The following is a 23,195-nucleotide window of genomic DNA, read 5'->3' on the forward strand; positions in this document are numbered from 1 at the left end:
AAATATGGGGGCTATCAATGGACAGGAGTTTATAAATCGAATTAACAGTTTAAAATCAGAAATATGGTTGGATGGTGAAAAAATTGACGGCTTGCTTTCCGAGCACCACGCCTTCAAGGGACTTATTTCTTCAAAAGCATCTCTTTATAATTTACAGCTCGAGCCTAATTTAAAGGATGACATGACCTATATATCGCCTACTTCAGGAGAACGAATTGGACTTTCATATATGCAGCCAAAGACAATTGGAGATTTACAAAAAAGAAGAGGGATGATGAGAAAATGGGCTCAGCATACGAATGGTGTTATGGGAAGAAGCCCAGATTATTTGAATAGCGTCATTATGAGCCTGTTTTCTTCGAAAGCATTTTTAGCAGGAAAGAAAAATTGTTTTCCAGATCATCTTCAGGCGCTTTATGAACGTGCCAGAGAGCAAGATTTATCGTTTACTCACACATTCATACCACCACAAGTAAATCGTTCACAACTATATATCGAAAATTCCGAGGAACCTATTGCAGCAAAGATTGTCGAAGAAAATGAAGAGGGACTGATTATTAAAGGTGCTCGCCTTTTAGCTACTCAAGGTGGCTGTACGGACGAAGTATTTGTTTCAAGTGGCTCCCGATTTCATTTTGAGGATGAGGCCTTTGCATTTTCCATCCCCTCCAATACTAAGGGGCTAAGGTTTATATGTCGGGAGTCATTTGTTGGTGGAGAATCTACTTTTAATCATCCATTAAGCTCACGGTATGAGGAGATGGATTCCATTGTTGTCTTCGATCGTGTCTTAGTGCCATGGGAGCGAGTATTATATTACAAAAATGTCGAAGTCGCCGAAAACTTGTTAGCTCAAAGCTCCTTTCATCACTTTGCCACTCATCAAGTCATTACAAGGCAAATCGTCAAAACAGAATTTATACTAGGCCTTACGGAGCTGCTCATTGGAACCATTAATGTCCGAGAATACCCCCATATACAAGATAAAATGGCAGAAATCATTATTGGTTTAGAAACAATGAAGGCTTTACTAGAAAAATCAGAGAATAATGCATCGGTCGATAAATGGGGAACTTTGTGTCCTGACATTGTTCCACTTAGAGTAGCTAGCAATATTTCCCCCAAAATTTTTCCTCGTTTCAGCGAAATTATCCAGCTAATAAGCGCTAGTGGAATCATTTCCATCCCAACAGAAAATGCATTTCAATCAGAAGTTCGCCCTGATTTAGAGCAATACCTCCAAGCGGCAAGCAAGCCCGCTGAGGACCGCGTGAAAATTTTTCGCTTAGCCTGGGATCTAACAATGAGTGCATTCGGAACACGCCAAACCCAATACGAGCGATTCTTCTTCGGCGACCCAAACCGACTTTCATGTGATTTATATAAAACCTATCCGAAACAGGAGTACGTACAGCGAGTGAATGATTTCTTGGATTTGTAAAGGGAAGATACTACTCTCATTGAATGTGTTGGGAGTAGTATTTTGGTTGGTTGAGTGGTGCTGGGGTGGATGGGGGCTGGTTTTGTGCGGATGGGGGGCCTTTTGTTCGGATAGGCCCTTCTTTGGTGCGGATAGCCGCTGCTTTTGTGCGGATAGCTCCCTTTGGTTCGGTTACGCCTCGCTTTCGTGCGGATAGGCATCGCTTTTGTTCGGATAGCTCCTGCTTTGGTGCGGATAACCGCTGCTTTTGTTCGGATAGCTCCTGCTTTGGTGCGGATACGCCACTCTTTTGTTCGGATAACCGCTCCTTGTGCGAATGACTCCTTTAGATTCGGTTACGCTCCTCTTCCTTGCAGATGAAGCTCCCTTTCGTTCAAACACGCTCATCTTTCATACGGATACAATTTCATCCAAACCCTGCAATATTAATAGCCTACTTCATCCCTCTTCAAAAACACACGCTGGACAAAATCCTCTTTCCATCTCGTATAATCATTGATGCCCGTAGCCGATTTCTGGAGATATGCCATTTTCACATTTTCATATGCTTTCTTTTCTGCTTCATTTTCGTTCAAATAATCTCTAAAGAAAATGAGATTTTTCCACAGCTTCCCGTTCAAAGCAACAGCATGAATAAAATGCGTTTTGATTTCAAATCCTTCATCTGCAAATTTTGCAAACACAACCTCAGCCTGTCTCTCAACCTGTAATCGGTAAAATCCAATAGAGCGCAGAGCCCTTTCAAAATCGCGATCAATCTTTTCTAAAACTTCTACACCCAATAAGATATCGATAATTGGTTTGGCCTTTATTCCTTCAATTGCTGTACTCCCAATATGCTCAATCCTATCCTCACAAACATTTAAAACACCCAAAATTGATTTTTTCACTCGTTCAAACTCACTTGGCCACTCCGGATCATACTGTACAATTTTCACTTCGTCCTTGTTTAAACCTAGCTTCATATACCTCTCCCCCTTAATAAATAGAATAATTTGGATTAAAAACAAATAACAGTATTATAATTTCCTATTTTTTACGCTATAATTAAATCAGCAAAACGTAATATTTTTACCCTAAAATTTTTTATGATAAAGTATAATTAATCAAGTAAATTACCATCGTAAGAGAGAAAATTTTCTTGTAATGGAGCGAAAATTCTCAATATTTACAATAATATTTTCGTTTTCATAATAATTTTTAGGAGGCTTTTTATATGGCTCGTTTAGAAGGAAAAGTTGCAATTATTACAGGTGCTGCTCGCGGTATGGGTGCATCTCACGCTCGTCGCTTTATAGCAGAAGGCGCAAAAGTTGTTTTAACAGATTTAAATGCTGAAGAGGGTACAGCTTTAGCAAATGAATTAGGTGAAAACGCACTATTCGTAAAGCAAAATGTTACAAATGCTGAAGATTGGGCAAATGTAGTGGCAGAAGCAGAAAAAGCTTTCGGTCCAGTAAATGTTCTTGTTAACAACGCAGGGATCACAATGGCTAAATCAATTTTACAAACGACAGAGGAAGAATACCGTCGTATTGTAGACATTAACCAAATTTCTGTATTCTTAGGCTTAAAATCAGTTATTCCATCTATGCAAAAAGCTGGTGGTGGCTCAATCGTAAACATTTCTTCAATTAACGGTATCGTTGGTGGTGCTGTTGGTTATACAGATACTAAATTCGCTGTACGCGGTATGACAAAAGCTGCGGCTATGGAATGCTCACACTACGGCATCCGTGTTAACTCAGTTCACCCAGGTGTAATCGAAACACCAATGGTTACACAAGGTGATGTAGCTGATCAAATTAAAGAGTTTGCAAAACACATTCCTTTAAAACGTGTTGCAAAACCAGAAGAAGTATCAAACTTAGTATTATTCTTAGCTTCTGATGAATCTAGCTACTCTACAGGTTCAGAGTTCATCGTTGACGGCGGTATTACAGCAATGTAATTCATCCAACCGTAAGAAAGTTGATTTCGATCAATGCTCTTACGGTTTTTTGTTTCCTAAAAAGGGTGGGTTAGCCTTTATAAAAAAGGGATAAACTAACTTTTACTACCGTTGCTACATCAAGAACCCGGTAGTAATCACCCAGAAGTAGGAGGAAACATATGAAGAAGGGAAAATACATTTTCTTATTATTTGCCTTAATCTTAACACTCTCTGCATGTAACAAGGAAAAAACCGAACCAGCACAAGAAAACAAACCAAGTGAACACGAAAATATGAATCATACAGGTCCCAATGAAGCACCTGAAAATATACAGGCTGCGGCGAACCCAGCCTTTCCAGTAGGCAGTACAGCGATTATTCAGGCAGATCATATGCCCGGCATGAATGGAGAAAAAGCAACGATTGTAGCCGCCTATGATACAACTGCCTATGAGGTTTCGTATACTTCTTCTACTGGCGAGGTTGTAAAAAATCATAAGTGGATCATTCACGAAGAGTTGCGTAATCCGCAGCCTGCCCCCATTCAACCCGGAATTGAAGTAACATTGAACGCGGAGCATATGGAAGGGATGCAAGGTGCCAAAGCTGTTATAGATTCTGCAGAACAAACAACTGTGTATATGGTGGACTATACTTCATCAACAGGCGAAAAAGTAACGAAGCATAAGTGGGTAACTGAGAGTGAGCTTTCTAAGGAATAGCTTATAATCACAACCGATCATTAAACAATGAATGCTAGAGAACCGTGAAGGGGGTCCTCTAGCATTCTTTAGATTACAGCACTTAAAACTAATTAAAGTGGTTACAGTAAGTCGTATAAAGCTAACAGTTGCCCTTCTATTTCTTCCATACACTTTGAAGACAATGCCTTATTTTTCAACTGCTGTTCTAGCGCATTTATATTTAACTCGATGGATTTCACTTGTTGCTTCTCTTTTGCCCAATCAAAATCACCTCGATGGACTGTTACCGTTTGATACTCAATCCAAGCAATTTTCGTAAATAACTTACATAAGAAATAACGATCGTGACTGACCGCAATAATGGTCCCCTTAAATACTTCTAGTGTTTCTTCCAATACCTCACGTGATTCAATATCTAAGTGATTTGTTGGTTCATCTAATACGAGTAAATTGATATTTTGCTGCATTAATTGGGCAAGGCGTAAGCGCATTTTTTCCCCACCACTTAAATCACGCACCTTTTTAAATACGTCGTACCCGTAAAATAAAAATTTGGCTAGAACATGGCGCGCTTCCGATTCAGTCATATATATTTCTTCTCGAAAGGCATCGATTAGACGAAGATCATTTCGTGCTAGATCAAATTGCTGCGCTAAATAGCCGATTTGTACGTTGCTACCAACGATTACACTCCCCTCTGTTGGCTGAAGCTGACCGAGAATCATTTTTAAGAGTGTCGATTTCCCCGTACCGTTATTCCCAACAATGGCTATTCGGTCCTGCCACTGTACAGAAAAGCTTACATCATTAAATAATAGCTCATTGTTAAATTGCTGCGAAACCTGTTGTAACGTAACGACCTCTTTACCGCTTCGCTCCTTTGCCTCTAGTTGCAGCCCCATTGCATTAATTTTTTTAGGCTTTTTAACAAGCTCTATTCGAGAGAGCATCTTTTCCATCGCCTTCGCTTTTCTAAATAAATCGGGATTCGGTGGAGATGCCTCATTCGCCCACTGACGTAGACGACGAATCGCTTCTTTAACCTTTTTGATTTTCTTTTGCTGCTCATTGTACTCTGCAAATTGCTGCTCGAGCTTAGCTTCTTTATTAGAGATATATTGATCATAGTTACCTAGGCTAACCCAAACTTCCCCATCTTGGAGCTCAATTACTTTTTGCACAACATTATTCATAAATTGTCGGTCATGAGAAACGATTATTACCGTTCCTTGAAACTGTTTAATATATTGCTCGAGCCACTCAATTGCCCCAAGGTCTAAATGATTGGTTGGCTCATCGAGAAGTAAAATGGTCGGATGGCTTAATAGAATTTGCCCTAGCAGCACCTTCGTCTTTTCGCCACCACTTAATTGATCGAATGATTGGTCGAGCAGTGGCGAGAATCCTAGACCATTTGCAACCCATTGCATCTTTGACTCCATTTCATAGCCACCAAGCTGCATAAAAGATTCTTGTAGCTCACCATATTTGGAGAGGATTTTCTGTGTTACTTCTGATTGCATTTGTTGCTCAAGCTCTTTCATCTTTCGTTCCATGACAAGTAGCTCGTCAAATGCTTTTATACATACTTCTTTTACTTTTAACTCCGGGTAATTATGGATTTGATGTAGAAAACCAACTTTACTCCCCTTCTGTTTTATAATTCGGCCTTCATCCTGTGTCTCAATACCCGCTAATAAATTCAGAAGTGTAGTTTTCCCACAGCCATTTTGTCCAACAAGGGCTACGTGCTCACCAGCTTGCACCTCTACCGTTAAATTTTTAAAAATAGTATTGCCACCAAGCGTTTTTGATATATTTTCCGCTTTTATTCTCATTGTTTCTGCCTCCAAGAGCGAGCTGATTAAAGGCAAAACAAAAAAGACCACCCATTAACGAGCAGCCTTTTCGTTGTGAAAAGAATGATGTTAATCAGCTACGCATTTTTTTGAATTCTTCTAAAAAAGGGCATACGAATCCCGTTAGCGTCAAAATCAAAAGTAATGACACGTGCAAAATACATAGCTGTATCCACTTTTACACATGTCTGCATAGCTACTTTATTCATCCTTTTCACCTCCGTTCTAAATAATTAAGTTAATTATATCGATTTTTCAAATAATTAACAAGGAATGATATGAATTTTTTGATAAATTCAGTTCCATAGCCTCTCAACATCAACCATCTCACTCTTGTCCAAATACAAATGGTGATTCGGCATGTCTAATCATATAAATTATCGTTTCCATATCGAAAACATCCTTTCACAAATCGTTGAATTTTCACGTTGGCGAGTAAATTTAAAAATGTGGCTAGTATTTTGAAAAAAACGGCTAGTATTTTTGAAATTTTGGCTAGTATTCTAAAAAATCCGGCTAGTATTTCAAAAAAAGTGGCTAGTAAATGCTAGAACAAAAGACAAAGTCACATATGGCTTTGTCTTTTTTGAATCTACATTACGGCGTATTCCAAATAAAGGTTGTTTCGATAAAAGGGATGACAATAGCAATAAAGATCACGAGCCCGTTCCCAATCAAGCCCACTCTTTTAAATAAATCCTTCTCCGCAAATAATGCTAAGGCAAAACCGACAAAAGCAGATCCAATTGAGAGGGCTAGAAAAGCATTTTCATCTATAAAGAAAATGAATCAGACATAACATACGGACCCTAAAACAAACAACATAGTCGAAAGTACGCCCAATTTTCTTTTCATCATTCTCTCCCCTAACTGATTTATTTTTGTCAGACAAATCGCTTTAATTCTTAATGCCTATTATTTCATCAAAATTGTCTCAAACCGCTGCTTAATCTCTGGCCATTCTTCATTCGTTATACTATACATCACTGTATGTCGGATTGTTCCTTCCTTACGAATCATATGATTTCGAAGGACCCCTTCTTTTACAGCACCCAGTCGCTCAATCGCTTGCTGAGAACGGATATTTTCATGCCCCGTTTTTATTTGAATACGCTGCAGGCCTAGCTCCTCAAAGCCATATTGAAGCAGGAGAAGCTTACAATTCGTATTCACATTTGTTCGCCAATAGCTAGGGTTGAGCCAGGTTGACCCGATTTCCAGACGTTTATGAGGCAGCGAAATATCCAAATACCACGTAGCTCCTATGATTCTATCCGTCACTGCATCGACAATCGTAAAAGCAAAATCCGTTCCCGCCTCTCTTTTTTTCACTGCATCCTCCACATAGCGCTCCACACTCTCCTGTGTTCGCAGCTCGACAGGCATATGTGTCCAGATTCGCTCATCCTGGGCTGCCTGTAAAATCCCTGCCACATGCGCGCTTTCCATCGGTAGTAATTTCACAACTTCATTTTGTAGTGGTTTCATTTTTATCACTCCTCATATATATTTAAAAATTTATTTGGTATTATTTACATAACCAAAACAAATAAATTTCACCATACCAAGGAGTTTATTATGGAAATCCAAATAGTATTTACTAGCAACGTACCGAAATATATAGAGATCTATAAGCAAATGAAGCAACTTATTTTAAAACAACATTTGAAAACTCATACGAAAATACCGACAAAACGTCAGCTTGCTCAACAACTAAATATAAGTATTCATACTGTCCAAACTGCTTATGAACAACTCCTTAGTGAAGGATACATCTATGCAATAGAGCGTAAGGGGTATTTTGTATCAAAGATCGATTTCGACTGGCATGGTAATGAGGTTCATGAAGTAGAAACCCCAAAAAAGACAGAAAAACCTCCCCTTATTAATTTTCATAACGGTCAAGTAGATGCTATACAATTCCCCTTTAGGATTTGGCAACGATTATATAAAAATCATTTAGTTGCAACATCTGTCCCTAATGCAAATTGGCAAGGGGAGGTAGAACTCAGACAAGAAATTGCTTATTACCTACAACAAGCCAGAGCAATTAATTGTAAAGCAAATCAAATTTTTATCTTCAGTGGAACGCAGCAGCAGTTACAGTCACTATGTACTTTTCTTCATGGGGTACGTGTTGGTATTGAGCATCCTGGCTTTAGTAGAGCATATACGCTTTTCCAACAGCTTAAATTACCGACGGCATTAGTCCCATTAGATAGTGAAGGTTGTACAGTACCTACAGAACCAATAAATTTACTGTATGCAACCCCTGCCCATCAATACCCTTTAGGACAAATCATGTCGATAAACAGACGGCTCCAATTATTACAATGGGCAAAATCAACAAACAGCTACATTATTGAAGATGATTATGATTCAGAATTCCGCTATAAGGGGGCCCCTATTCCACCGTTAGCCCATTTAGATGGATTAGATAGGGTCATATATTTCGGTACTTTTTCAAAGACTCTATTGCCCTCTATACGAGTCAGCTATATGGTTCTACCGACACATTTACTATCAGATTTTGAAGCATTCAATCAGCTTACAAAATCCACTGTTTCTCGAATTGATCAATTAGTCATCGCAGATTTTATGAAATCAGGTGAGTATGCTAAACATATCGCCAAGATGCGAACACTTTATCGTGCAAAAAGGAAATGTTTAATCGATGCTATCACTCAACATTTTGGTCCATCATTTTCAGTACTCGGTGATGATGCTGGACTGCATGTCGTATTATCCTTACCACCTCATTTAACAGAGGAAATTGCCATTAGAAAGGCGGCATCAGTGGGTGTGGCGGTGGATGCCATATCTCAATGCTTTCAGCTCGAAAAACCAAAGAATCAAATTCTCATAGGCTATGGAACCCCTACCATTGAGGAAATACAAAAAGGAGTGCAGTTATTAGCGAGTGTATATTGCGATTAGTAATCATTTGATAAATGGGATGACAACCCTTTTTTATTTTCATTGGCGTCTCTAATTATTTGAAATAATAATATAGCTTATCGTTTCTTCAGTATAAAACATAGATGAAGCGCACACCATTTGACCGGTGTGCTCTTTTTTATGCTTTCTTTAGGTAGCACAGCTTTCGTTCTACTCCACTGCAGGATTAGTACCACCATATCAGTAAGAAAATTGCCCCTCTTTAATCTATTGAATTCTACTTTTCCAATGTTAAATAAGTCCATTTACGAAGCAGCCATTCGAGCGGACCCCGTTGGAACTTTTTCAAATAGATTTGGCTTATCCATACTTGTAATAAGAAAACAGCTATTGAAATAAGGCAACCCGCAAATGGTCCAAGCTTGCCGAACAAGCCTAATCCGAAGCCGTAGAAAATCAGGACCCCGATGATGGACTGCATAATATACATGGAAAGAGAAAGTCGACCAATATTGGCAAGCCAAGCAAATAACCTAATCTCACTATACTTTGTATATAAGAGTGCAAATATTCCGATATACCCCCCAGCAACAAGCCAGGCACCTACACTAAAGAAAAAATATTGAAATGGTAGATGGAGAATAAGAAATGCTTTAAATACGATTCCGACTGGTAGCATTAAGGCAAGCTTTTTATAAAGCGCTTTGTCATTTTGAGGATCAGTAAAAATCCTCTTCCGAGCATACCCCATCCCAAGAAAGGCTAAGGGACCTAGAGTTAGTGGCGACAGAACAAAGAATAAAATCACTGCAACTATTATAATTGCAAAAAGAGAGGCAAATTCAATTCTTTGAAACTCGTCGACTATGGTCAGTCGAAGCTCAAAAATTTCTGCATACGAACCATTTGCATAAATAGCCGCCTCTTTTTCAGATGGCGATGGTGTAATATCATCCCCCATAAAATTGCTTATTAAAAAGATAATGCCTGTAATTATTGCTATGACCGTAGCCCAATTAAAAAATGTATCCACATCACTCTTGGCAAATGCTAAATATATAAACAGTGCCAATCCATACAATAGTAAAACATCATTCCCAAAAATGAACATTCCATGGATACAGCCTACTACTATGAATGCTAGTGCACGTCGAATGATAGCCATTCTGAAAGGGATAAACCCACTCTGCATCGATTCAGTCATTTTAATAAATGAATAGCCTAGTAAAAAAATAAAGATTGCGTAAAAGGAATCACGGAAAAATAACGTAATGATGACGTATGTTGCTTGATCAACATACGAGCCTGCCGAGAATAACTCATCGGCCAGCTCTCCATATTGAAAAATAGCAAAATTAATAATAATAACACCAAATAATGCAAAGCCTCTTAAACTATCAATAAAATTTATTCTTTCTGCTTTCATAAAACTCCCCCATTGTCACTCGCACGTCGAAATACGAATTTCCACACACCGAAATTAATGATGAGAAGTGAGGCTAAATAAATGAACACCCCGTAGTCCACCTTCGTTACAAAGAAATAATGGATTCCCGCAAATATTACTAAAGGAATAAGTAACACTAACGTTATCCATCCCTGCCCATTACCTATTTCATCATACGGTTTTGTGAAAGGGATGCTGCTGCCGAAGCCGATATAGCAAATGACGGTATACATGCAGCCCACTACTAAAATGGCGATTAAGTCTGGAAGGATTCGAATTCCATACAGGTAGCACGAGACAATACTTTGAACAACAAATAGCGGAAGGTATAACTTTATCAGGAACGCCTTTAAGCTTCCCTTTTTTAAATCTGTATAGTCCTTCAGAGGAAAGATTTTATAAATCCAAGCTGCCTTATACTTTCCTGAGTGGCCTAGCATAAACACAGCAGTCGGAATAATCAGCATGCTGAAATAAATCGTTAAATAGCTGATACTGGCAGAATAATCTACACTTTCTCCTCTACTGAAATTAAAGATAAATATAAACGGGATAACAAAGGCAAATCCTAGAGATGGATACACCTTTAGCTTGAACTCTCGCTCCTGCTTCATCATCAGTGAGGCGAATCGGTAAAAGGCTCTTTCCTCATTCGTACGGCAGGCTATTTTCAACAATGCCTCTCTTAGTCGGTTGCGCTTTTCCTTTTTCGACTTACTCGTACTCAACAGTTTTTGTAGGCTCCGTTCAAAGGTTGGGATTAGCCTTATATATATCCATAGCGAAAGGATTGGCATAATAATAGTTAAAACGCTAAAGGCAATTGTAAGTACCGACCGATCCCCATTTAGCAGTAGCTCATATGGTGCAGCAAACCACATCGGGATAAGAAAAATGCTCCACCAATGAAACTCTATAACAATATTTAAATTAACAAGCTCAAAGGACCTGGCAAGAAATTGATAGCCAATCATCAGTACCAATGACAGCCCAATCTGCACGTAATTAATCATATCCTTCAGCTTTTCCCCATCGAAAAACCGCAAGATCAGCATATATAATATCGCCGTCAGGACAACGACAAAAACATTAATTAAAACGAGTTCAAACACAGTGATGACAAAGAACACGATACCATGTGTGAATAACCCAACTATGACCGGAATCGCCGTTAAAGCTATCGTTAAATACGTTAAATAAATCAGGATATGCATAAATTTAGCTGCATTTATTGTTTTAGCAGTAATAGGCTTTGTTGAGAGAATCGTTCTATCACGAACATCCAATAGTACAGTAGAGAAATCAGAAATCATCGATGTCATAATCATAAAAATAATCATTGCATACGACATACTCATCTGAAAAAGGAAGTTCTCGCCTAAGATAATAAATGGTATTAACACAAGGCTAATTAAAACGTAAATCCATAAAGATTTAATATAACCATACTTTTTATCCTCGCTCTTTTTAGTAGCTGATTGGCTAAAAAGCGTCGGTATCCTCCGCTCATCCATCGTCAGCTTAATATGGAGGATTTTTCGCATGGTCTCATAATCAATGCCTAATTTAGTAAAGAGAAAACGAACCCGATCAAGCAACAGTAATGTTTTGAAATCCTCCATTATTGCACCTCTTGAATGACAGATACAAATTTTTCACCAATTTCCTTGTAGTTATCGAAGCCAGTCAATTGGTTGAAAATCCCCTCTAGTGTACCTGCAGTATTGCTCTCCTGTAGCTCCTCAAATGTACCATCAGCCGCAATTTTCCCATCGTTTAATAGGATTATTCGGCTACTGATTTTTTCAACAACATCCATCAGGTGAGAGGAATAAAAGATCGTCTTCCCTTGTGCAGCCAGCTGCGAAAGAATTTCTTTAAAAATCATGACACTATTCGCATCCAATCCGTTAATCGGTTCATCTAAAAATAAAATATCTGGGTTATGTAGTAGACTAGAAATAATTAATAGCTTTTGACGCATGCCTTTCGAATAAGAAGAAATCCGTGAATGGTAGGCTTCCCCTACACCGAATAACTCCATTAACGTTTGAGATTTATGAGTAGCCGCCTCCATATCGAGCCCATAGAGCTGACCGATAAAGGTTAAATATTCATAGCCTGTTAAATTATCATACACATCGGCTATTTCGGGTACGTAGCCGATTCTTCGTTTATATTCAATGTGATCTTGCCCGATATCCTCTCCGAACAGTTTGATTTCTCCGCCATAGTCACCTTCCATGCCTAAAATAATCTTGATTGTTGTACTTTTTCCAGCACCGTTCGGACCAATATAGCCAATGATTTCTCCACTGGATACATGCAAATCAATGCCCTTTAGGATTTCCTTGCTGCCATAGCTCTTTGTTAAATTTTTTATTGTCAGGATTTCTTGTCGGTTCATAGTGAAACTCCTTTCTGTGTTACATTGTTAGTATTTGGACGTGGCGTTGATTTCCGCTCTAGCCAGTGTGCTTTCCTGGGGGCGTCCGATAAGCCGCTTCACTCGCTACGCTCGCTCCAGGTCTTATCTGTGACGCTAATCCCCAAGGAGTCACGATGGCTCCACTCCAATCAACAAACGTAGCTCGATTACGGTGAAAGTTCCTTTTTATTGAAATATTTATTAACTTTTACATTTATACTTTCATTATAACGATTGCTAGAATAATATTCGATGCTTCTGTGTATTATTTTGGAAAATTGTTTGATCTTGAAACTTTTTAAGAATCTTATTGCCTCTAATAGGTGAAAGGAGGTTGCAATATGACCTATTCAGTTCAACTTGTTTATGCAGCAGCAGCTGGCGATGAACAAGCATTCGAGCAGTTGATCATTCATGAAAGCGACAAGCTCTATAAGATTGCCTACCTACATATGCAAAACAAGGAAGATGCATTAGACGTAGTGCAGGAAGCAACGTTCAAAGCTTTTTTATCTATCAAACAATTAAAGGAGCCCGCTTACTTTAGTACTTGGCTTGTGAAAATATTGATTCACACTGCCTACAAAATGCTAGAAAAGCAAAAGCGAACTGTCCAGTTGCCACATGAAACGATTCAGTTCATTTTAGAATCCAATCAGGGGGAGGAAGCTTCGATTGATTTGTCTCATGCATTAAGTCATTTAAGTGCCGATTATCAAAATTGTATTACTCTGTATTATTTTTATGATTTACCGATTAAAACTATTTCGCACGTTTTGGGGAAACCACCGTCTACAATTAAAACCCACTTACGACGAGCGAAATTAGAATTAAAAAATTTATTAGAGGGGGACCATTATGCGAAACGATTTATTTGATGAGATTGAAGTACCAAAGGCGGATGTACAGCATGCCATTAAACAAGGAATTGCGAAGGGTAAAAAAGTACAACAGCTTCATAGGAAAAAAACGATGGGCAAACGTATTTCTATTTTCGGTTCTGTAGCTGCTGCTGCCGTTTTAGCATCTGGCTTAATTATTGCACCCATCGGCAATGCATTAGCTCAGGTACCCTTTATCGGAGATTACTATCAAAAACTTCAGATGCCCATCGGCGAAGAAATGGCTTCGGAGCAATTAATAACTGAGATTAACGAATCTGTTACAAACAACGGCGTAACGATGACGATTACCTCCGCCTTTTATGACGGCCATTTTTTAGGAATTACATTTAAAGCGACAGGTGAAAATTTAACTGGGCAAATTGGCGGTGACAATGCACCTGAGTCTGGATATACCTTCGACTTATTTACACAAGGCGATGATACGGATGGATTTGGAGGATCAATGGCACCATTAGTCAAAGAGGGGGATGCTTACATCGGGGCAATAATTTTCGATAACGACCGAGTGAAAGATCTCACTACTTTACCTATAACATTTACCTATATAACAGGGGTGTTTGGAGAATGGCAGTTTAATGTTCCGGTTGAAGCATTGCCTTCTAAAACACTATCCTTACAGCAAACGTCCACATCAAAAGACCAGGCTTATGCTGTTAGATTAACAGACGCCGTTATTAATAAAGCAAGTATTATTGTCAATTTTGAAATTGACAAGCAAGCGGGGATTGAAGGTGAGCATCTCCTATTTAGAACAAAGGTAAAAACAAAGAATGGCTATGCCTATCTAAAAAGTCAAAGTGATAATTCAATCATTCTAGAAAAAGGCATCGATACCGAAACGATTATCCTTGAGCCTTACTTTAAAATCGGGAAGAAGGAAATTGACTTAACACCGATTGAGTTTCAAGTGAAATAATAATACAAAAAAGTTTATTTTTCTCAACTATTTATTGAGGAAATAAACTTTTTTGTGTTGGGAATCGTTTAGGCTATTGAAAGGGGGAATGAATATGTATCAAGCTGATCAATTTGAAAAGATAATGGATAACTACACTGACCTTTTATTTCGTATCGCCTATTACTATACGCAGGATGTTCAAATATCTGAGGATATCATTCAAGAAACATGGATTAAATTTTATTGGGATCGCAATTATCAAGAACGGAATGAACTAAAAGCCTATTTAGCTACGATTGTAACGAATAAATGTAAAGATTACTTAAAAAGCTGGGCATACCGCAAAATCGTTTTACATAAAAAATTGTCCTTCTTTAACAGCATAAAATCGTATGACGAACTATACGAATCATCTCCACTAGAAGAGGAAGTACTCTTATTACCATTAAAAATAAAAGAAGCAATCGTTTATTTTTATTTTGAGGACTTTTCAATAAAGGAAATCTCGCGTATTTTAACAATTCCAGAAGGCACGGTGAAATCGAGACTTAGGCGCGGTAAAGAGTTATTAAAGGAGAGATTAACTACATCAGAAATGGAGATGATGTTATATGAATAAATTACGATTCAAACGATTCGACTCAATGCAGGGGAGTAAAGAAAAAATTATGAATCGTACTAAAAAACAGATTCAAAGCAATTCAATAAAAAAAGAAAAACGAAAAAGCAATGGATTTTTCATTTCCGCCGTTGTTATCTTAAGTTGCATATTTTTATGGGGGTTAAAAGAGATGGTAACAATTTACGGGGTCAACGAGAATGCTTCAAATATTGAGACATTAAATTTTTCAGGCGATTTATTTGGGAGATTACATTATTCGAAGGATGAATTTTACTTTCAACCAGATGAAACTTCCATTCGTGCATTTCCGGAATTAAAGGGATTCATTACTTCCTCAAGTAAAATTGTTTTTAACGCAGAAACAGAGAGGCTACTTCACAAATATATCAGCTTCGATTCACAGGATGTCTCTCAAGCTGCCACATTAAACGTTAGAGGCTTACAAGCAGTCGATGAGTTGAAAGACACCTATTTAGCTAAAAATGTTGAAGTACTTGAACTGCCCTCCGAACACTATGATGAACTGTTTTCTTTTAACCTTTCCCTAGATCCTGAGGGAAACATCGTATTAGATTCACAACTTGAAGACATATTCAATGAATTTTCGATTGCATACAATCAAGATTTACTAGAGGGTCTTCAACCTCATGAGGTTTTTCAACTCTATCTATTTGCAGAAGAACAAAAGAATGATCGCGCTCTTTATGAATTAATTAACGACGATGAGGATTACTTTAAACCGACGTTGGAAGAGTATATGAAGGAAAGTGAAATAGATGTAAATAGGAATAAAATAATAGATAACCCTTTTAAAAATAAAGAGCTTTATGTGATGGATGAGGGATCTAATGAGGCCTATATCATAACAAAGTATAAGGAACATTTTTTTGGGATGTCTAAAAACTCTAATGGGATTTGGTTAGTTAATCTTCTCCCAATACAGTAGGATAAAGGTTAAAAAATCATCCCTGTATTCTATCATACAGGGGTGATTTTTTTGATTCTCTAATAGAACTAGATGTTTAGCTAGTTCCTTTAAAATTATTGCCGTTTTCATAAAAGCATCAAGGTTTTTCTAACTGATCTTCCGTGATGTCCATTACATAATCGACTTGAAAATCTTGACGTTCCAACCAATGGGTTTGACCCCCCGTTTCTACATATACATCCTGTCCCTGCTTATCTACTGTTTGTATGCCAAAATAATAGGAAGGCGGAGTTCCTAGTATTGATGAAAATAAAGAATCATGTTGGATCGGAGTCATTCCTTCAATAATAGTTAACCATTCTTGAGGAATAGGCTGCAGACCATATAGCCGTTCATTAAAGTCGATATCCATTCTAAGCTGTACACGTGGTGTGTAAAATTGATTATTGTCTCCAGATATAGAATAGTAGCGATCCTGCAAAAGGAAAACATTCATTTGTGCTACCTCTTGTTGTGAAGAGAAATTCCAGACAAAATAATAGCTCGTTGGATCATCCGGACGTAGCTTCCATATTTTTAATGAGCCATTCCATTCATAACCTACTAACTTCCATCCCGACAGCTTAAAAGACCAGTAACTCATTCCAGCTCGACCATCCTCTGTTGTAAACGGGACAAGGCGATATGACGGTTCAGCTTCTAAAACATCTAATACCGTAACTGTATGAGCAATATTTTGCTTATTTAGCACCTCGGTAATCTCTTCAACCGTTAGAAAAGGTGTTGGTGTACGATAATTTAGTGCTACAGCTCCTAAAACAATTATGAAGATTATAGCTAACGTAACTACCCATTTCTTACTCATCCTCAACGCCCTCCTTTAAAATGGAGTGCTGAGAGCGGAAATAATATTGTGTTTTTGTTGTCGACACAAGTATCCCCTTCCCGTCTCGTTCAATGTAAATACTTGCTGCGATACCACTTCCCCATTCCGGTTCATGACCGACAACCAAATACGGGAATCGCTCTTCAACTTTTGGTGGTTCATAATTAAAATGCGTCTCATTGTACCACTCATCAACAAAAAATGGCGTTAATTCAATATCTGTTAGCGCTTGCTGAAGCTGATTGATTACATGTCGCTCTTGTTTTCCAGATGGATGAAGACTTTCTATTTCGAGATCACTATTTGCACCAATATACGTTGATAACTGCTCTGGCGGATATATCCATTGGTGAATAGGTGTTTCCACAACCGAGATGACTAAAAATAAATAATTACTAAAAAAACCTAACCAAGCAAACTTTCGATATTTCTCCCATGCTCCTTCACGTTTACGTAGGATGGCAAATAAAATCCATACCCCTAAAGGCAAAATAGCGATTTTTACAGACATATCTTGAATCTGGAATGTTAAGCTAAATGAAAATAAACCTACTAGGATAACTAAAATCACTTTCCAGATTTTATAGGATTCTTGCTCTTTTTTCGCTATTTTCAGAGCAAAGAATAGGATAATGCCCCAGCATAAAACGGTACTTACTAACGCTATAATATTCATAAACCACCTACCTAGACTGTATTTCATATGGCTATATATGTAAATTATACAGAACTAAGAAGCGATAGGATAGACATCGGCTGCTAAAATATAGAAAGTAACGTCTTTGTTTCTTGTTCTTATATCAAATAAGCACGAGGATAATCGGTGAGCTCATCCGAATTATCCTTGTGCTCTATACTTTTCTTCTAAAGCTAGTTTCCCCTAGTCGATGCTTAATTCTTGCTCTAGCTTTTCAATTAGTTGCGGTAGCTCTGCCATCGTTTCAATTGTAAATTGAGCGCCGACCGCTTCAAATCTTTGGCGGGTAGAATCAATAGCCTGCCCCTTTTGCTCCTCATCCAACGCCCCGAACTCTTGCTGTGAAAGGCCCATTTCTGAGCTGCCAATAATGACACCAACAGCCCAAACCCCGGCCTGTAATGCTTCTCGAATATCAGAAGCTGTGTCTCCAACCTTGACGATTTTTCGTACGTCCTGTAAGCCTAATCTTTTCATATTTTCAAAAATCATATACGGGTAAGGACGGCCGAAGCCATCTACATCGTCTGGCGTTACAAGTGACTGTGGCTCATAGCCTTTCTCTTTTGCATTTGGTACAACAACATCCATCATGCCACGCGTATAGCCTGTTGTTGAGCCGATTTTTAAACCAGCCGCCTTTAAATCATTGACTGTATTTAAAACTGTCGGAATTGGATCTGTATAAGTAGCTAACGACACCATTAATTGCTTTTCAAATCTCTCATACAATGCTGCTACGTCCTCTTCATTCGATGGGCGTCCATATAGATTCTGCCAAGCATCCTGAATACGTGGCATCGCCAGCATTGTACGGATATGGTCGATTTTTAGCATGCCCATCGGTTCGCGTGCTTCCCCTAGTGTCACCTCAACACCTGCATTTTTGAAAATGTCTAGGAATACATTTACCGGAGCAAAACATCCAAAATCTACTGCTGTACCTGCCCAATCTAAAATAACGCCTTCAATTTTTGTCATTTTACCGTCACCGCCATATAGTTTTCGATTAATGTGCAAAGCTTTTCGATATCTTCCTTATAAATTTCACCGATATTTCCGATACGGAATGTGTTAACCTCCGTCAGCTTTCCTGGATAAAGTACAAATCCCTGTGCCTTCATCTCTTCATAAAAGTGATTAAACTGAAATTGCTCATTCGGATATAAGAAGGCTGTAATAATTGGTGATTGTTTATCGCCATCGATATAGCCTTTAAACCCTACCTTCGCTAATCGGTCACGCAGAATTTGATTGTTTTCTGTATAGCGCTGGAATCGTGCCTGCACGCCACCTTCTTCTTTCAGTTCCTCAATCGCTTGAAGGAAAGCTGCTACTACATGTGTAGGTGATGTATAACGCCACTTCCCGTCTACGTCCATAACCTTCCATTGATCGTATAAATCTAACGATAGACTACGAGCTACACCTTCACATTTTTGAAGTGCCGTTTTCTTCGCAAGTACAAATCCAAATCCAGGCACACCTTGAATACATTTATTCGCAGAGCTAATTAAGAAATCGATACCGAGCTCACCTACAGCAATCGGTACACCGCCGAAGCTGCTCATTGCATCGACAATGAATGTCTTCCCGTAACGTGTCGCTAAGGCGCTTACTTTATCAATTGGATTGAGGATGCCTGTCGTCGTCTCACAATGGACAATGGCAATATGGGTAATCGATGCATCCTTTATTAAATAGTCTTCTACTTTTTGCATCTCTGGATATTCATCATACGGTGTTGCATACTGCACATAAGACAATCCGATTCTTTGTGCCATTTGCGCAAGCCGTTCCCCGTATGCTCCGTTTGTGATAATTAACACTTTATCTGTCGGACGAATAGTAGACGTTAGTACCGATTCGACTACAAAGCTACCACTTCCCTGCATTAAAACGGTTGTGTAGTCCTCTTCATCCACTTCCGCAATAGCTAATAATTCTCGGCGGATTGCTTGTGTTAATTGCTTATATTCATCATCCCATGTACAACGATCCTCTAGCATTTGCTGGCGTACCTTTTCTGAAGTTGTTAACGGTCCTGGTGTCAATAATAGATAGCGGTTCATGTTAGTTGCCTCCTAGTGCTTGTGCTTCTTTGAATAATGCTTCATGTTTTTTTAATAAATCGACAGTTAGAGTAGATTCCCATTGCTTTAAATAAGCTGGTGTATGCTGTGCACTTAGGGATTCCCCTTCATAAAGGGTAACTGGATATTGCTTGATTAGCTCTGCACGGGCTTCCTTCGCAATCAGCTCTGCCATTTCCTTTGCTTTCATTTCTTCTTTCTCTGATTCTTTGTCGACTACGGCAATCGATTCAACTAGCGAATAATTCCCCTCTGTCGGATCGATATACTCGATAGGTAGTCCCTCTTCGTTTGCATCGACTGCTTGAGCTCGTAGACCGAAACCAACTGCTACTTCACCAGTTTGTACTTTTTTAATTGGACCAGAGCCTGAGCTTTCTAGATGTGGACCAACATTTTTTATTAGATCGGCAAATACTTTCTTTCCTTCCTCTTCGCCATACTCGCCGATAATTGCTTGAGCTAATAACCAGCCAGTCGATGAATCTAGCATATTCGGAATGGAAATCAGATTTTTATATTGTGGGTCAGTTAAATCTTTTATCGACTCTGGTAGCTTTAGTCCCTTATCCTTAATCACCCCTGTATTCACAAAGATAGACCCAACATTCCCTAGGATAGGTAGCTGATAGCTTGAAAAGGTTTCAAGCGTGCTTGCTTCTGAGGATAAATCAATAAACATGCTTTGCTCCTCTTGTGCACTGTCAATATAATAGGAAGCCATTGTTACAATATCTGCTTCAATGCTTGTCCCCTCGGCTAGCATTTTTCCGCCTAACTCCGACGTGCCAAATGATTGAATGACATATTGATCTTTATAGCCATTGCTATCTAATACCGTTTCCATAATTTCAATTGCTTCATCATCTCCATTTGAATAGATGATAACTTGATCCTCTGCCCCTTGTTTATCTCCACACGCGGCTAATAAGAGAGCTAAACTTCCAGATGCGAACAGGCCTAATACTTTGCTTTTCATTGGTGATGAATCCCCTTTTCTCAATAGAATTTAAAATATTACAAAATGTCATAACGACAATATTGGTCATTAAAATTAGTAAGGACAGAATAAAAATCTCATTAAACTTGGCAAAATGCTGCAGTTCTTTTATTTTAGTAGACATTAAAATCGTATTTGTACTAACAAGGAATATAACCCCACTTACCGTGACCATGGCGTTGATAAAATAGTACGAAAATACGCTAATAATCGTCTTTCGAATGTTCGGTACGATTACACGGACAACTGTTTTAAACCAAGAGTCCTTTAATAAGGCACCCGTTACTTCCCATGTAGGGTCCATTTTCTCTAGCGCATTTTTCATCATTAAATACGGTGTTGTAAAGAAATGAATGATGTTACATAGGATCAGTATGAGAAATGTCCCCTTCAATGAAATCCCGTTGAAGAAAAGTAAATAGGCTAGACCCAGCACCATTCCTGGAACTGTATTCGTAATAATTGAAATCCAGTTAAGTGAGCGCCTACTTTTGATGTTTGTTCGTACACTAATGACCCCTGCTATAAACGCGATGAGTACACCTATAGCTGCACTCCCTATTGCCACGAGGATCGAGTTCTTATATACAGTCGTTACATCCTTCATCGATAGCGCCTTCTCTAAATGCTCTAAAGTAAAGCTCATATTATACGGATAAACAGACACAAACGGCACGATGAACAGGGTAGAAAAAATAATGATAATCGCAATCGCTATGACGGATGAGCTAGCACCAAAAACTAGATCTTTCACTTTATTCGAAATCGGCGCTTGGTTGGATAACGATCGATACGACACATTGTATTTATCAAACCTTGTCAGCAAAATACCTCCAATCACTGCTGGGAATAACATGAGCATGGCAATGACAGCTCCCTGTGAAAAATCAGGGATAGAGCCGAGCATTGTTTGATATAGCGTCGTTGCAATGACCTCATAGGTCCCCCCTACCGAAGCAGGAATCCCGTAATCCGTAAAGCTTAAAATAAAGGTTAAAATAAAAGCACCAGCAAGCGTACCAACCAATGGTCTTAGCACCGTATGATAAAATCGGCGAAGTGGATGATCATTCATTAAAATGGACACTAGTGCAAATCGTTGGTCGATATATTCCATGCCATTCGCAATTAACAAAAAGGCGGCTGGCAGTGTGTATAACACATATCCAATGACTAAGCCATTAAAGCCGTAAACAGAAAACATAGGCTCGCCTAGTAGCTTTGTGATCAAGCCTTGATTACCAAATACGTAGATCAGCACAAAGCCATACGTAATGGTCGGCAGAAGCATAGGTAGCGTAATAATAAAGCGAACACCTTTTTTAAACGTTGCATGAAGGGTTGTAAAATACAACGTGTACGCCACAATAAAGGCGAGCGTTGTTGTAATAACGGCACTTACGAGCGAGACCTTTATACTGTTACCTATCGCCGTAGCAATCGAGGAGGAGCTAAGCACCTCTTTAAAATGCTGCAAGGTGAATGAGCCATTTTCACTTAGTGAAAGCCACAGCATATATACGAGCGGCACGACTAGAAACACACTAAAAATAACAAGTAACGGAATATATACGATTCGCATTGTTTTTGTTGTTTTAAGCATATTGCTCACCAAATAATCGATAGATATTTTGACGCTTTATGTGTAGCTGCTTTAATATAAAATTTTCCACAAAAGCATTAGCAGGCTGATTGACAATTTCGCTAGGCTTCCCAAATTGTGCTACATGACCTTCGTTAATGATGAGCACCTTATCTGATAACGTAAGTGCCTCCTCTGGATCATGTGTAACGATAATTGTCGTTAAGCCAAATTCACGTGCAATCGATCTAATGCGCTCTTTAATGGATTCCTTGATAACGCCATCTAACGCACTTAAAGGCTCATCCAGTAATAAAATTTTCGGCTTCATGACAAGTGTCCGCGCAATAGAAACACGCTGCTTTTGCCCACCAGATAGCTGATCGATACGTTTATTTAAATGTGGCTCCAACTCTAAAAAATCGATATATTCCTGAATATCTTCCTTTGATACTTTCTTATGCTGATTTTTAAGTCCATAGATGATGTTTTCATAGGCAGTTAAATGCGGAAACAAGGCAAAATCCTGGAAGACAATATTAAATCCACGACTTTTCATTGGCATACTGCTAATATCTTCATTGTTATAAAAAAGTTGTCCGCCTGTTTGCTCCGTTAATCCAAGAATGATATTTAATAAGGTCGTTTTTCCACAGCCACTCGGTCCTAGTAAGGATAAAATTTCCCCGTTGGCAATCTCTAAATTTATATTTCCTAATACCGTTTTTTCCCCGTAACATTTACTAATATTCTTTAACTGCAGCAATCTCTTCACCTCTCATTTGTTATTGCTAGTATAGAAAAGTTTTGTAAATCCTCTATGCGTTCTTTGTAAATCATTATTAATTGTTGGTTAATTGATGACAAAGTATTG

24 protein-coding genes are annotated in these 23,195 nt (G+C 38.6%); 9 read left to right on the forward strand and 15 right to left on the reverse strand.

Annotated features, from left to right (window positions below):
* The first annotated feature begins 4 nt into the window (after positions 1 to 4).
* Complete coding sequence (hpaB, locus tag V4T18_RS03375; protein ID WP_332646583.1) at positions 5 to 1,441, forward strand: 4-hydroxyphenylacetate 3-monooxygenase, oxygenase component; 1,437 nt, start codon at positions 5 to 7, stop codon at positions 1,439 to 1,441.
* A gap of 171 nt (positions 1,442 to 1,612) precedes the next feature.
* Here hpaB and V4T18_RS03380 read toward each other — a convergent pair whose 3' ends face one another.
* Both V4T18_RS03380 and V4T18_RS03385 read right to left on the reverse strand, forming a co-directional pair.
* Positions 1,613 to 1,828 carry a hypothetical protein gene (locus tag V4T18_RS03380; RefSeq protein ID WP_332646584.1) on the reverse strand — a complete coding sequence of 72 codons (216 nt, stop codon included), beginning with the start codon at positions 1,826 to 1,828 and terminating at the stop codon, positions 1,613 to 1,615.
* 38 nt (positions 1,829 to 1,866) lie between these two features.
* Positions 1,867 to 2,406 (reverse strand): GrpB family protein, encoded by a 540-nt coding sequence (locus V4T18_RS03385; RefSeq protein WP_332646585.1) that lies wholly within the window; start codon positions 2,404 to 2,406, stop codon positions 1,867 to 1,869.
* Positions 2,407 to 2,657: 251 nt separating this feature from the next.
* On the opposite strand from V4T18_RS03385, the gene V4T18_RS03390 reads away from it, so the two are divergent.
* Positions 2,658 to 3,392: a glucose 1-dehydrogenase gene (locus V4T18_RS03390; RefSeq protein ID WP_332646587.1), complete on the forward strand. Its 735-nt coding sequence runs from the start codon at positions 2,658 to 2,660 to the stop codon at positions 3,390 to 3,392.
* Between the two features lie 161 nt (positions 3,393 to 3,553).
* Entirely contained in the window at positions 3,554 to 4,096 is a 543-nt protein-coding gene (locus tag V4T18_RS03395; RefSeq protein ID WP_332646588.1) for a YdhK family protein, read from the forward strand.
* 101 nt (positions 4,097 to 4,197) lie between these two features.
* Here V4T18_RS03395 and abc-f read toward each other — a convergent pair whose 3' ends face one another.
* Complete coding sequence (abc-f, locus tag V4T18_RS03400) at positions 4,198 to 5,916, reverse strand: ribosomal protection-like ABC-F family protein (protein ID WP_332646589.1); 1,719 nt, start codon at positions 5,914 to 5,916, stop codon at positions 4,198 to 4,200.
* Between the two features lie 98 nt (positions 5,917 to 6,014).
* Positions 6,015 to 6,146, reverse strand: coding sequence for an RAxF-45 family protein (locus tag V4T18_RS03405; RefSeq protein WP_332646591.1), 132 nt, complete (start codon positions 6,144 to 6,146; stop codon positions 6,015 to 6,017).
* 335 nt (positions 6,147 to 6,481) lie between these two features.
* On the opposite strand from V4T18_RS03405, the gene V4T18_RS03410 reads away from it, so the two are divergent.
* Positions 6,482 to 6,736 carry a hypothetical protein gene (locus V4T18_RS03410; RefSeq protein ID WP_332646592.1) on the forward strand — a complete coding sequence of 85 codons (255 nt, stop codon included), beginning with the start codon at positions 6,482 to 6,484 and terminating at the stop codon, positions 6,734 to 6,736.
* 116 nt (positions 6,737 to 6,852) lie between these two features.
* Here V4T18_RS03410 and V4T18_RS03415 read toward each other — a convergent pair whose 3' ends face one another.
* Positions 6,853 to 7,425 carry a GNAT family N-acetyltransferase gene (locus tag V4T18_RS03415; RefSeq protein ID WP_332646594.1) on the reverse strand — a complete coding sequence of 191 codons (573 nt, stop codon included), beginning with the start codon at positions 7,423 to 7,425 and terminating at the stop codon, positions 6,853 to 6,855.
* A 90-nt stretch (positions 7,426 to 7,515) separates the two neighbouring features.
* On the opposite strand from V4T18_RS03415, the gene pdxR reads away from it, so the two are divergent.
* Positions 7,516 to 8,874 carry a MocR-like pyridoxine biosynthesis transcription factor PdxR gene (pdxR, locus tag V4T18_RS03420; protein ID WP_332646596.1) on the forward strand — a complete coding sequence of 453 codons (1,359 nt, stop codon included), beginning with the start codon at positions 7,516 to 7,518 and terminating at the stop codon, positions 8,872 to 8,874.
* Between the two features lie 238 nt (positions 8,875 to 9,112).
* On the opposite strand, the gene V4T18_RS03425 is transcribed toward pdxR, so the two are convergent.
* The 3 genes from V4T18_RS03425 to V4T18_RS03435 are packed head-to-tail and all read right to left on the reverse strand — an operon-like array spanning position 9,113 to position 12,689.
* The gene (locus V4T18_RS03425; RefSeq protein ID WP_332646598.1) at positions 9,113 to 10,261 is read right to left on the reverse strand and encodes a DUF418 domain-containing protein; all 1,149 of its coding nucleotides are present in this window, start codon (positions 10,259 to 10,261) and stop codon (positions 9,113 to 9,115) included.
* On the reverse strand, positions 10,258 to 11,904 hold the full coding sequence (locus tag V4T18_RS03430) for a hypothetical protein (protein WP_332646600.1): 1,647 nt from the start codon (positions 11,902 to 11,904) through the stop codon (positions 10,258 to 10,260). The genes V4T18_RS03425 and V4T18_RS03430 overlap by 4 nt, the downstream gene beginning before the upstream one ends.
* Positions 11,904 to 12,689, reverse strand: coding sequence for an ABC transporter ATP-binding protein (locus tag V4T18_RS03435; RefSeq protein ID WP_332646602.1), 786 nt, complete (start codon positions 12,687 to 12,689; stop codon positions 11,904 to 11,906). The genes V4T18_RS03430 and V4T18_RS03435 overlap by 1 nt, the downstream gene beginning before the upstream one ends.
* A gap of 362 nt (positions 12,690 to 13,051) precedes the next feature.
* Between V4T18_RS03435 and V4T18_RS03440 the strand changes: the two genes are divergently transcribed.
* From V4T18_RS03440 to V4T18_RS03455, 4 genes are all read left to right on the forward strand, one after another.
* On the forward strand, positions 13,052 to 13,588 hold the full coding sequence (locus V4T18_RS03440; RefSeq protein WP_332646604.1) for a sigma-70 family RNA polymerase sigma factor: 537 nt from the start codon (positions 13,052 to 13,054) through the stop codon (positions 13,586 to 13,588).
* The gene (locus V4T18_RS03445; protein WP_332646606.1) at positions 13,569 to 14,531 is read left to right on the forward strand and encodes a DUF4179 domain-containing protein; all 963 of its coding nucleotides are present in this window, start codon (positions 13,569 to 13,571) and stop codon (positions 14,529 to 14,531) included. The genes V4T18_RS03440 and V4T18_RS03445 overlap by 20 nt, the downstream gene beginning before the upstream one ends.
* Positions 14,532 to 14,625: 94 nt before the next feature.
* A complete protein-coding gene (locus tag V4T18_RS03450; RefSeq protein WP_332646607.1) occupies positions 14,626 to 15,132 on the forward strand; it encodes an RNA polymerase sigma factor in 507 nt (168 codons plus the stop codon).
* Complete coding sequence (locus tag V4T18_RS03455) at positions 15,125 to 16,081, forward strand: hypothetical protein (protein WP_332646609.1); 957 nt, start codon at positions 15,125 to 15,127, stop codon at positions 16,079 to 16,081. Before V4T18_RS03450 ends, V4T18_RS03455 begins: the two co-directional genes overlap by 8 nt.
* A 118-nt stretch (positions 16,082 to 16,199) precedes the next feature.
* Here V4T18_RS03455 and V4T18_RS03460 read toward each other — a convergent pair whose 3' ends face one another.
* From V4T18_RS03460 to V4T18_RS03490, 7 genes are all read right to left on the reverse strand, one after another.
* The gene (locus V4T18_RS03460; RefSeq protein ID WP_332646610.1) at positions 16,200 to 16,928 is read right to left on the reverse strand and encodes a hypothetical protein; all 729 of its coding nucleotides are present in this window, start codon (positions 16,926 to 16,928) and stop codon (positions 16,200 to 16,202) included.
* Complete coding sequence (locus V4T18_RS03465; RefSeq protein WP_332646612.1) at positions 16,921 to 17,625, reverse strand: hypothetical protein; 705 nt, start codon at positions 17,623 to 17,625, stop codon at positions 16,921 to 16,923. Before V4T18_RS03465 ends, V4T18_RS03460 begins: the two co-directional genes overlap by 8 nt.
* A gap of 204 nt (positions 17,626 to 17,829) precedes the next feature.
* Complete coding sequence (gene phnX / locus V4T18_RS03470) at positions 17,830 to 18,627, reverse strand: phosphonoacetaldehyde hydrolase (protein WP_332646613.1); 798 nt, start codon at positions 18,625 to 18,627, stop codon at positions 17,830 to 17,832.
* On the reverse strand, positions 18,624 to 19,718 hold the full coding sequence (locus tag V4T18_RS03475) for a 2-aminoethylphosphonate--pyruvate transaminase (protein WP_332646614.1): 1,095 nt from the start codon (positions 19,716 to 19,718) through the stop codon (positions 18,624 to 18,626). The genes phnX and V4T18_RS03475 overlap by 4 nt, the downstream gene beginning before the upstream one ends.
* Position 19,719: 1 nt before the next feature.
* Positions 19,720 to 20,718, reverse strand: a complete 999-nt coding sequence (locus tag V4T18_RS03480) for an extracellular solute-binding protein (protein WP_332646616.1) — start codon at positions 20,716 to 20,718, stop codon at positions 19,720 to 19,722.
* Positions 20,648 to 22,342, reverse strand: coding sequence for an ABC transporter permease subunit (locus V4T18_RS03485; RefSeq protein WP_332646619.1), 1,695 nt, complete (start codon positions 22,340 to 22,342; stop codon positions 20,648 to 20,650). Before V4T18_RS03485 ends, V4T18_RS03480 begins: the two co-directional genes overlap by 71 nt.
* Positions 22,335 to 23,087 carry an ABC transporter ATP-binding protein gene (locus V4T18_RS03490; protein ID WP_332646621.1) on the reverse strand — a complete coding sequence of 251 codons (753 nt, stop codon included), beginning with the start codon at positions 23,085 to 23,087 and terminating at the stop codon, positions 22,335 to 22,337. The genes V4T18_RS03485 and V4T18_RS03490 overlap by 8 nt, the downstream gene beginning before the upstream one ends.
* Positions 23,088 to 23,195 lie beyond the last annotated feature (108 nt).

The organism is Lysinibacillus sp. 54212, assembly GCF_036662795.1.
GTDB lineage: Bacteria > Bacillota > Bacilli > Bacillales_A > Planococcaceae > Lysinibacillus_B.

What these genes read in the sequence shown, in the direction of transcription:
- hpaB (WP_332646583.1), top strand. Translation starts at nt 5, where the DNA reads ATGGGGGCTATCAATGGACAGGAGTTTATAAATCGAATTAACAGTTTA.
- V4T18_RS03380 (WP_332646584.1), bottom strand. Translation starts at nt 1,828, where the DNA reads ATGAGCGTGTTTGAACGAAAGGGAGCTTCATCTGCAAGGAAGAGGAGC.
- V4T18_RS03385 (WP_332646585.1), bottom strand. Translation starts at nt 2,406, where the DNA reads ATGAAGCTAGGTTTAAACAAGGACGAAGTGAAAATTGTACAGTATGAT.
- V4T18_RS03390 (WP_332646587.1), top strand. Translation starts at nt 2,658, where the DNA reads ATGGCTCGTTTAGAAGGAAAAGTTGCAATTATTACAGGTGCTGCTCGC.
- V4T18_RS03395 (WP_332646588.1), top strand. Translation starts at nt 3,554, where the DNA reads ATGAAGAAGGGAAAATACATTTTCTTATTATTTGCCTTAATCTTAACA.
- abc-f (WP_332646589.1), bottom strand. Translation starts at nt 5,916, where the DNA reads ATGAGAATAAAAGCGGAAAATATATCAAAAACGCTTGGTGGCAATACT.
- V4T18_RS03405 (WP_332646591.1), bottom strand. Translation starts at nt 6,146, where the DNA reads ATGAATAAAGTAGCTATGCAGACATGTGTAAAAGTGGATACAGCTATG.
- V4T18_RS03410 (WP_332646592.1), top strand. Translation starts at nt 6,482, where the DNA reads ATGCTAGAACAAAAGACAAAGTCACATATGGCTTTGTCTTTTTTGAAT.
- V4T18_RS03415 (WP_332646594.1), bottom strand. Translation starts at nt 7,425, where the DNA reads ATGAAACCACTACAAAATGAAGTTGTGAAATTACTACCGATGGAAAGC.
- pdxR (WP_332646596.1), top strand. Translation starts at nt 7,516, where the DNA reads ATGGAAATCCAAATAGTATTTACTAGCAACGTACCGAAATATATAGAG.
- V4T18_RS03425 (WP_332646598.1), bottom strand. Translation starts at nt 10,261, where the DNA reads ATGAAAGCAGAAAGAATAAATTTTATTGATAGTTTAAGAGGCTTTGCA.
- V4T18_RS03430 (WP_332646600.1), bottom strand. Translation starts at nt 11,904, where the DNA reads ATGGAGGATTTCAAAACATTACTGTTGCTTGATCGGGTTCGTTTTCTC.
- V4T18_RS03435 (WP_332646602.1), bottom strand. Translation starts at nt 12,689, where the DNA reads ATGAACCGACAAGAAATCCTGACAATAAAAAATTTAACAAAGAGCTAT.
- V4T18_RS03440 (WP_332646604.1), top strand. Translation starts at nt 13,052, where the DNA reads ATGACCTATTCAGTTCAACTTGTTTATGCAGCAGCAGCTGGCGATGAA.
- V4T18_RS03445 (WP_332646606.1), top strand. Translation starts at nt 13,569, where the DNA reads ATGCGAAACGATTTATTTGATGAGATTGAAGTACCAAAGGCGGATGTA.
- V4T18_RS03450 (WP_332646607.1), top strand. Translation starts at nt 14,626, where the DNA reads ATGTATCAAGCTGATCAATTTGAAAAGATAATGGATAACTACACTGAC.
- V4T18_RS03455 (WP_332646609.1), top strand. Translation starts at nt 15,125, where the DNA reads ATGAATAAATTACGATTCAAACGATTCGACTCAATGCAGGGGAGTAAA.
- V4T18_RS03460 (WP_332646610.1), bottom strand. Translation starts at nt 16,928, where the DNA reads ATGAGTAAGAAATGGGTAGTTACGTTAGCTATAATCTTCATAATTGTT.
- V4T18_RS03465 (WP_332646612.1), bottom strand. Translation starts at nt 17,625, where the DNA reads ATGAATATTATAGCGTTAGTAAGTACCGTTTTATGCTGGGGCATTATC.
- phnX (WP_332646613.1), bottom strand. Translation starts at nt 18,627, where the DNA reads ATGACAAAAATTGAAGGCGTTATTTTAGATTGGGCAGGTACAGCAGTA.
- V4T18_RS03475 (WP_332646614.1), bottom strand. Translation starts at nt 19,718, where the DNA reads ATGAACCGCTATCTATTATTGACACCAGGACCGTTAACAACTTCAGAA.
- V4T18_RS03480 (WP_332646616.1), bottom strand. Translation starts at nt 20,718, where the DNA reads ATGAAAAGCAAAGTATTAGGCCTGTTCGCATCTGGAAGTTTAGCTCTC.
- V4T18_RS03485 (WP_332646619.1), bottom strand. Translation starts at nt 22,342, where the DNA reads ATGCTTAAAACAACAAAAACAATGCGAATCGTATATATTCCGTTACTT.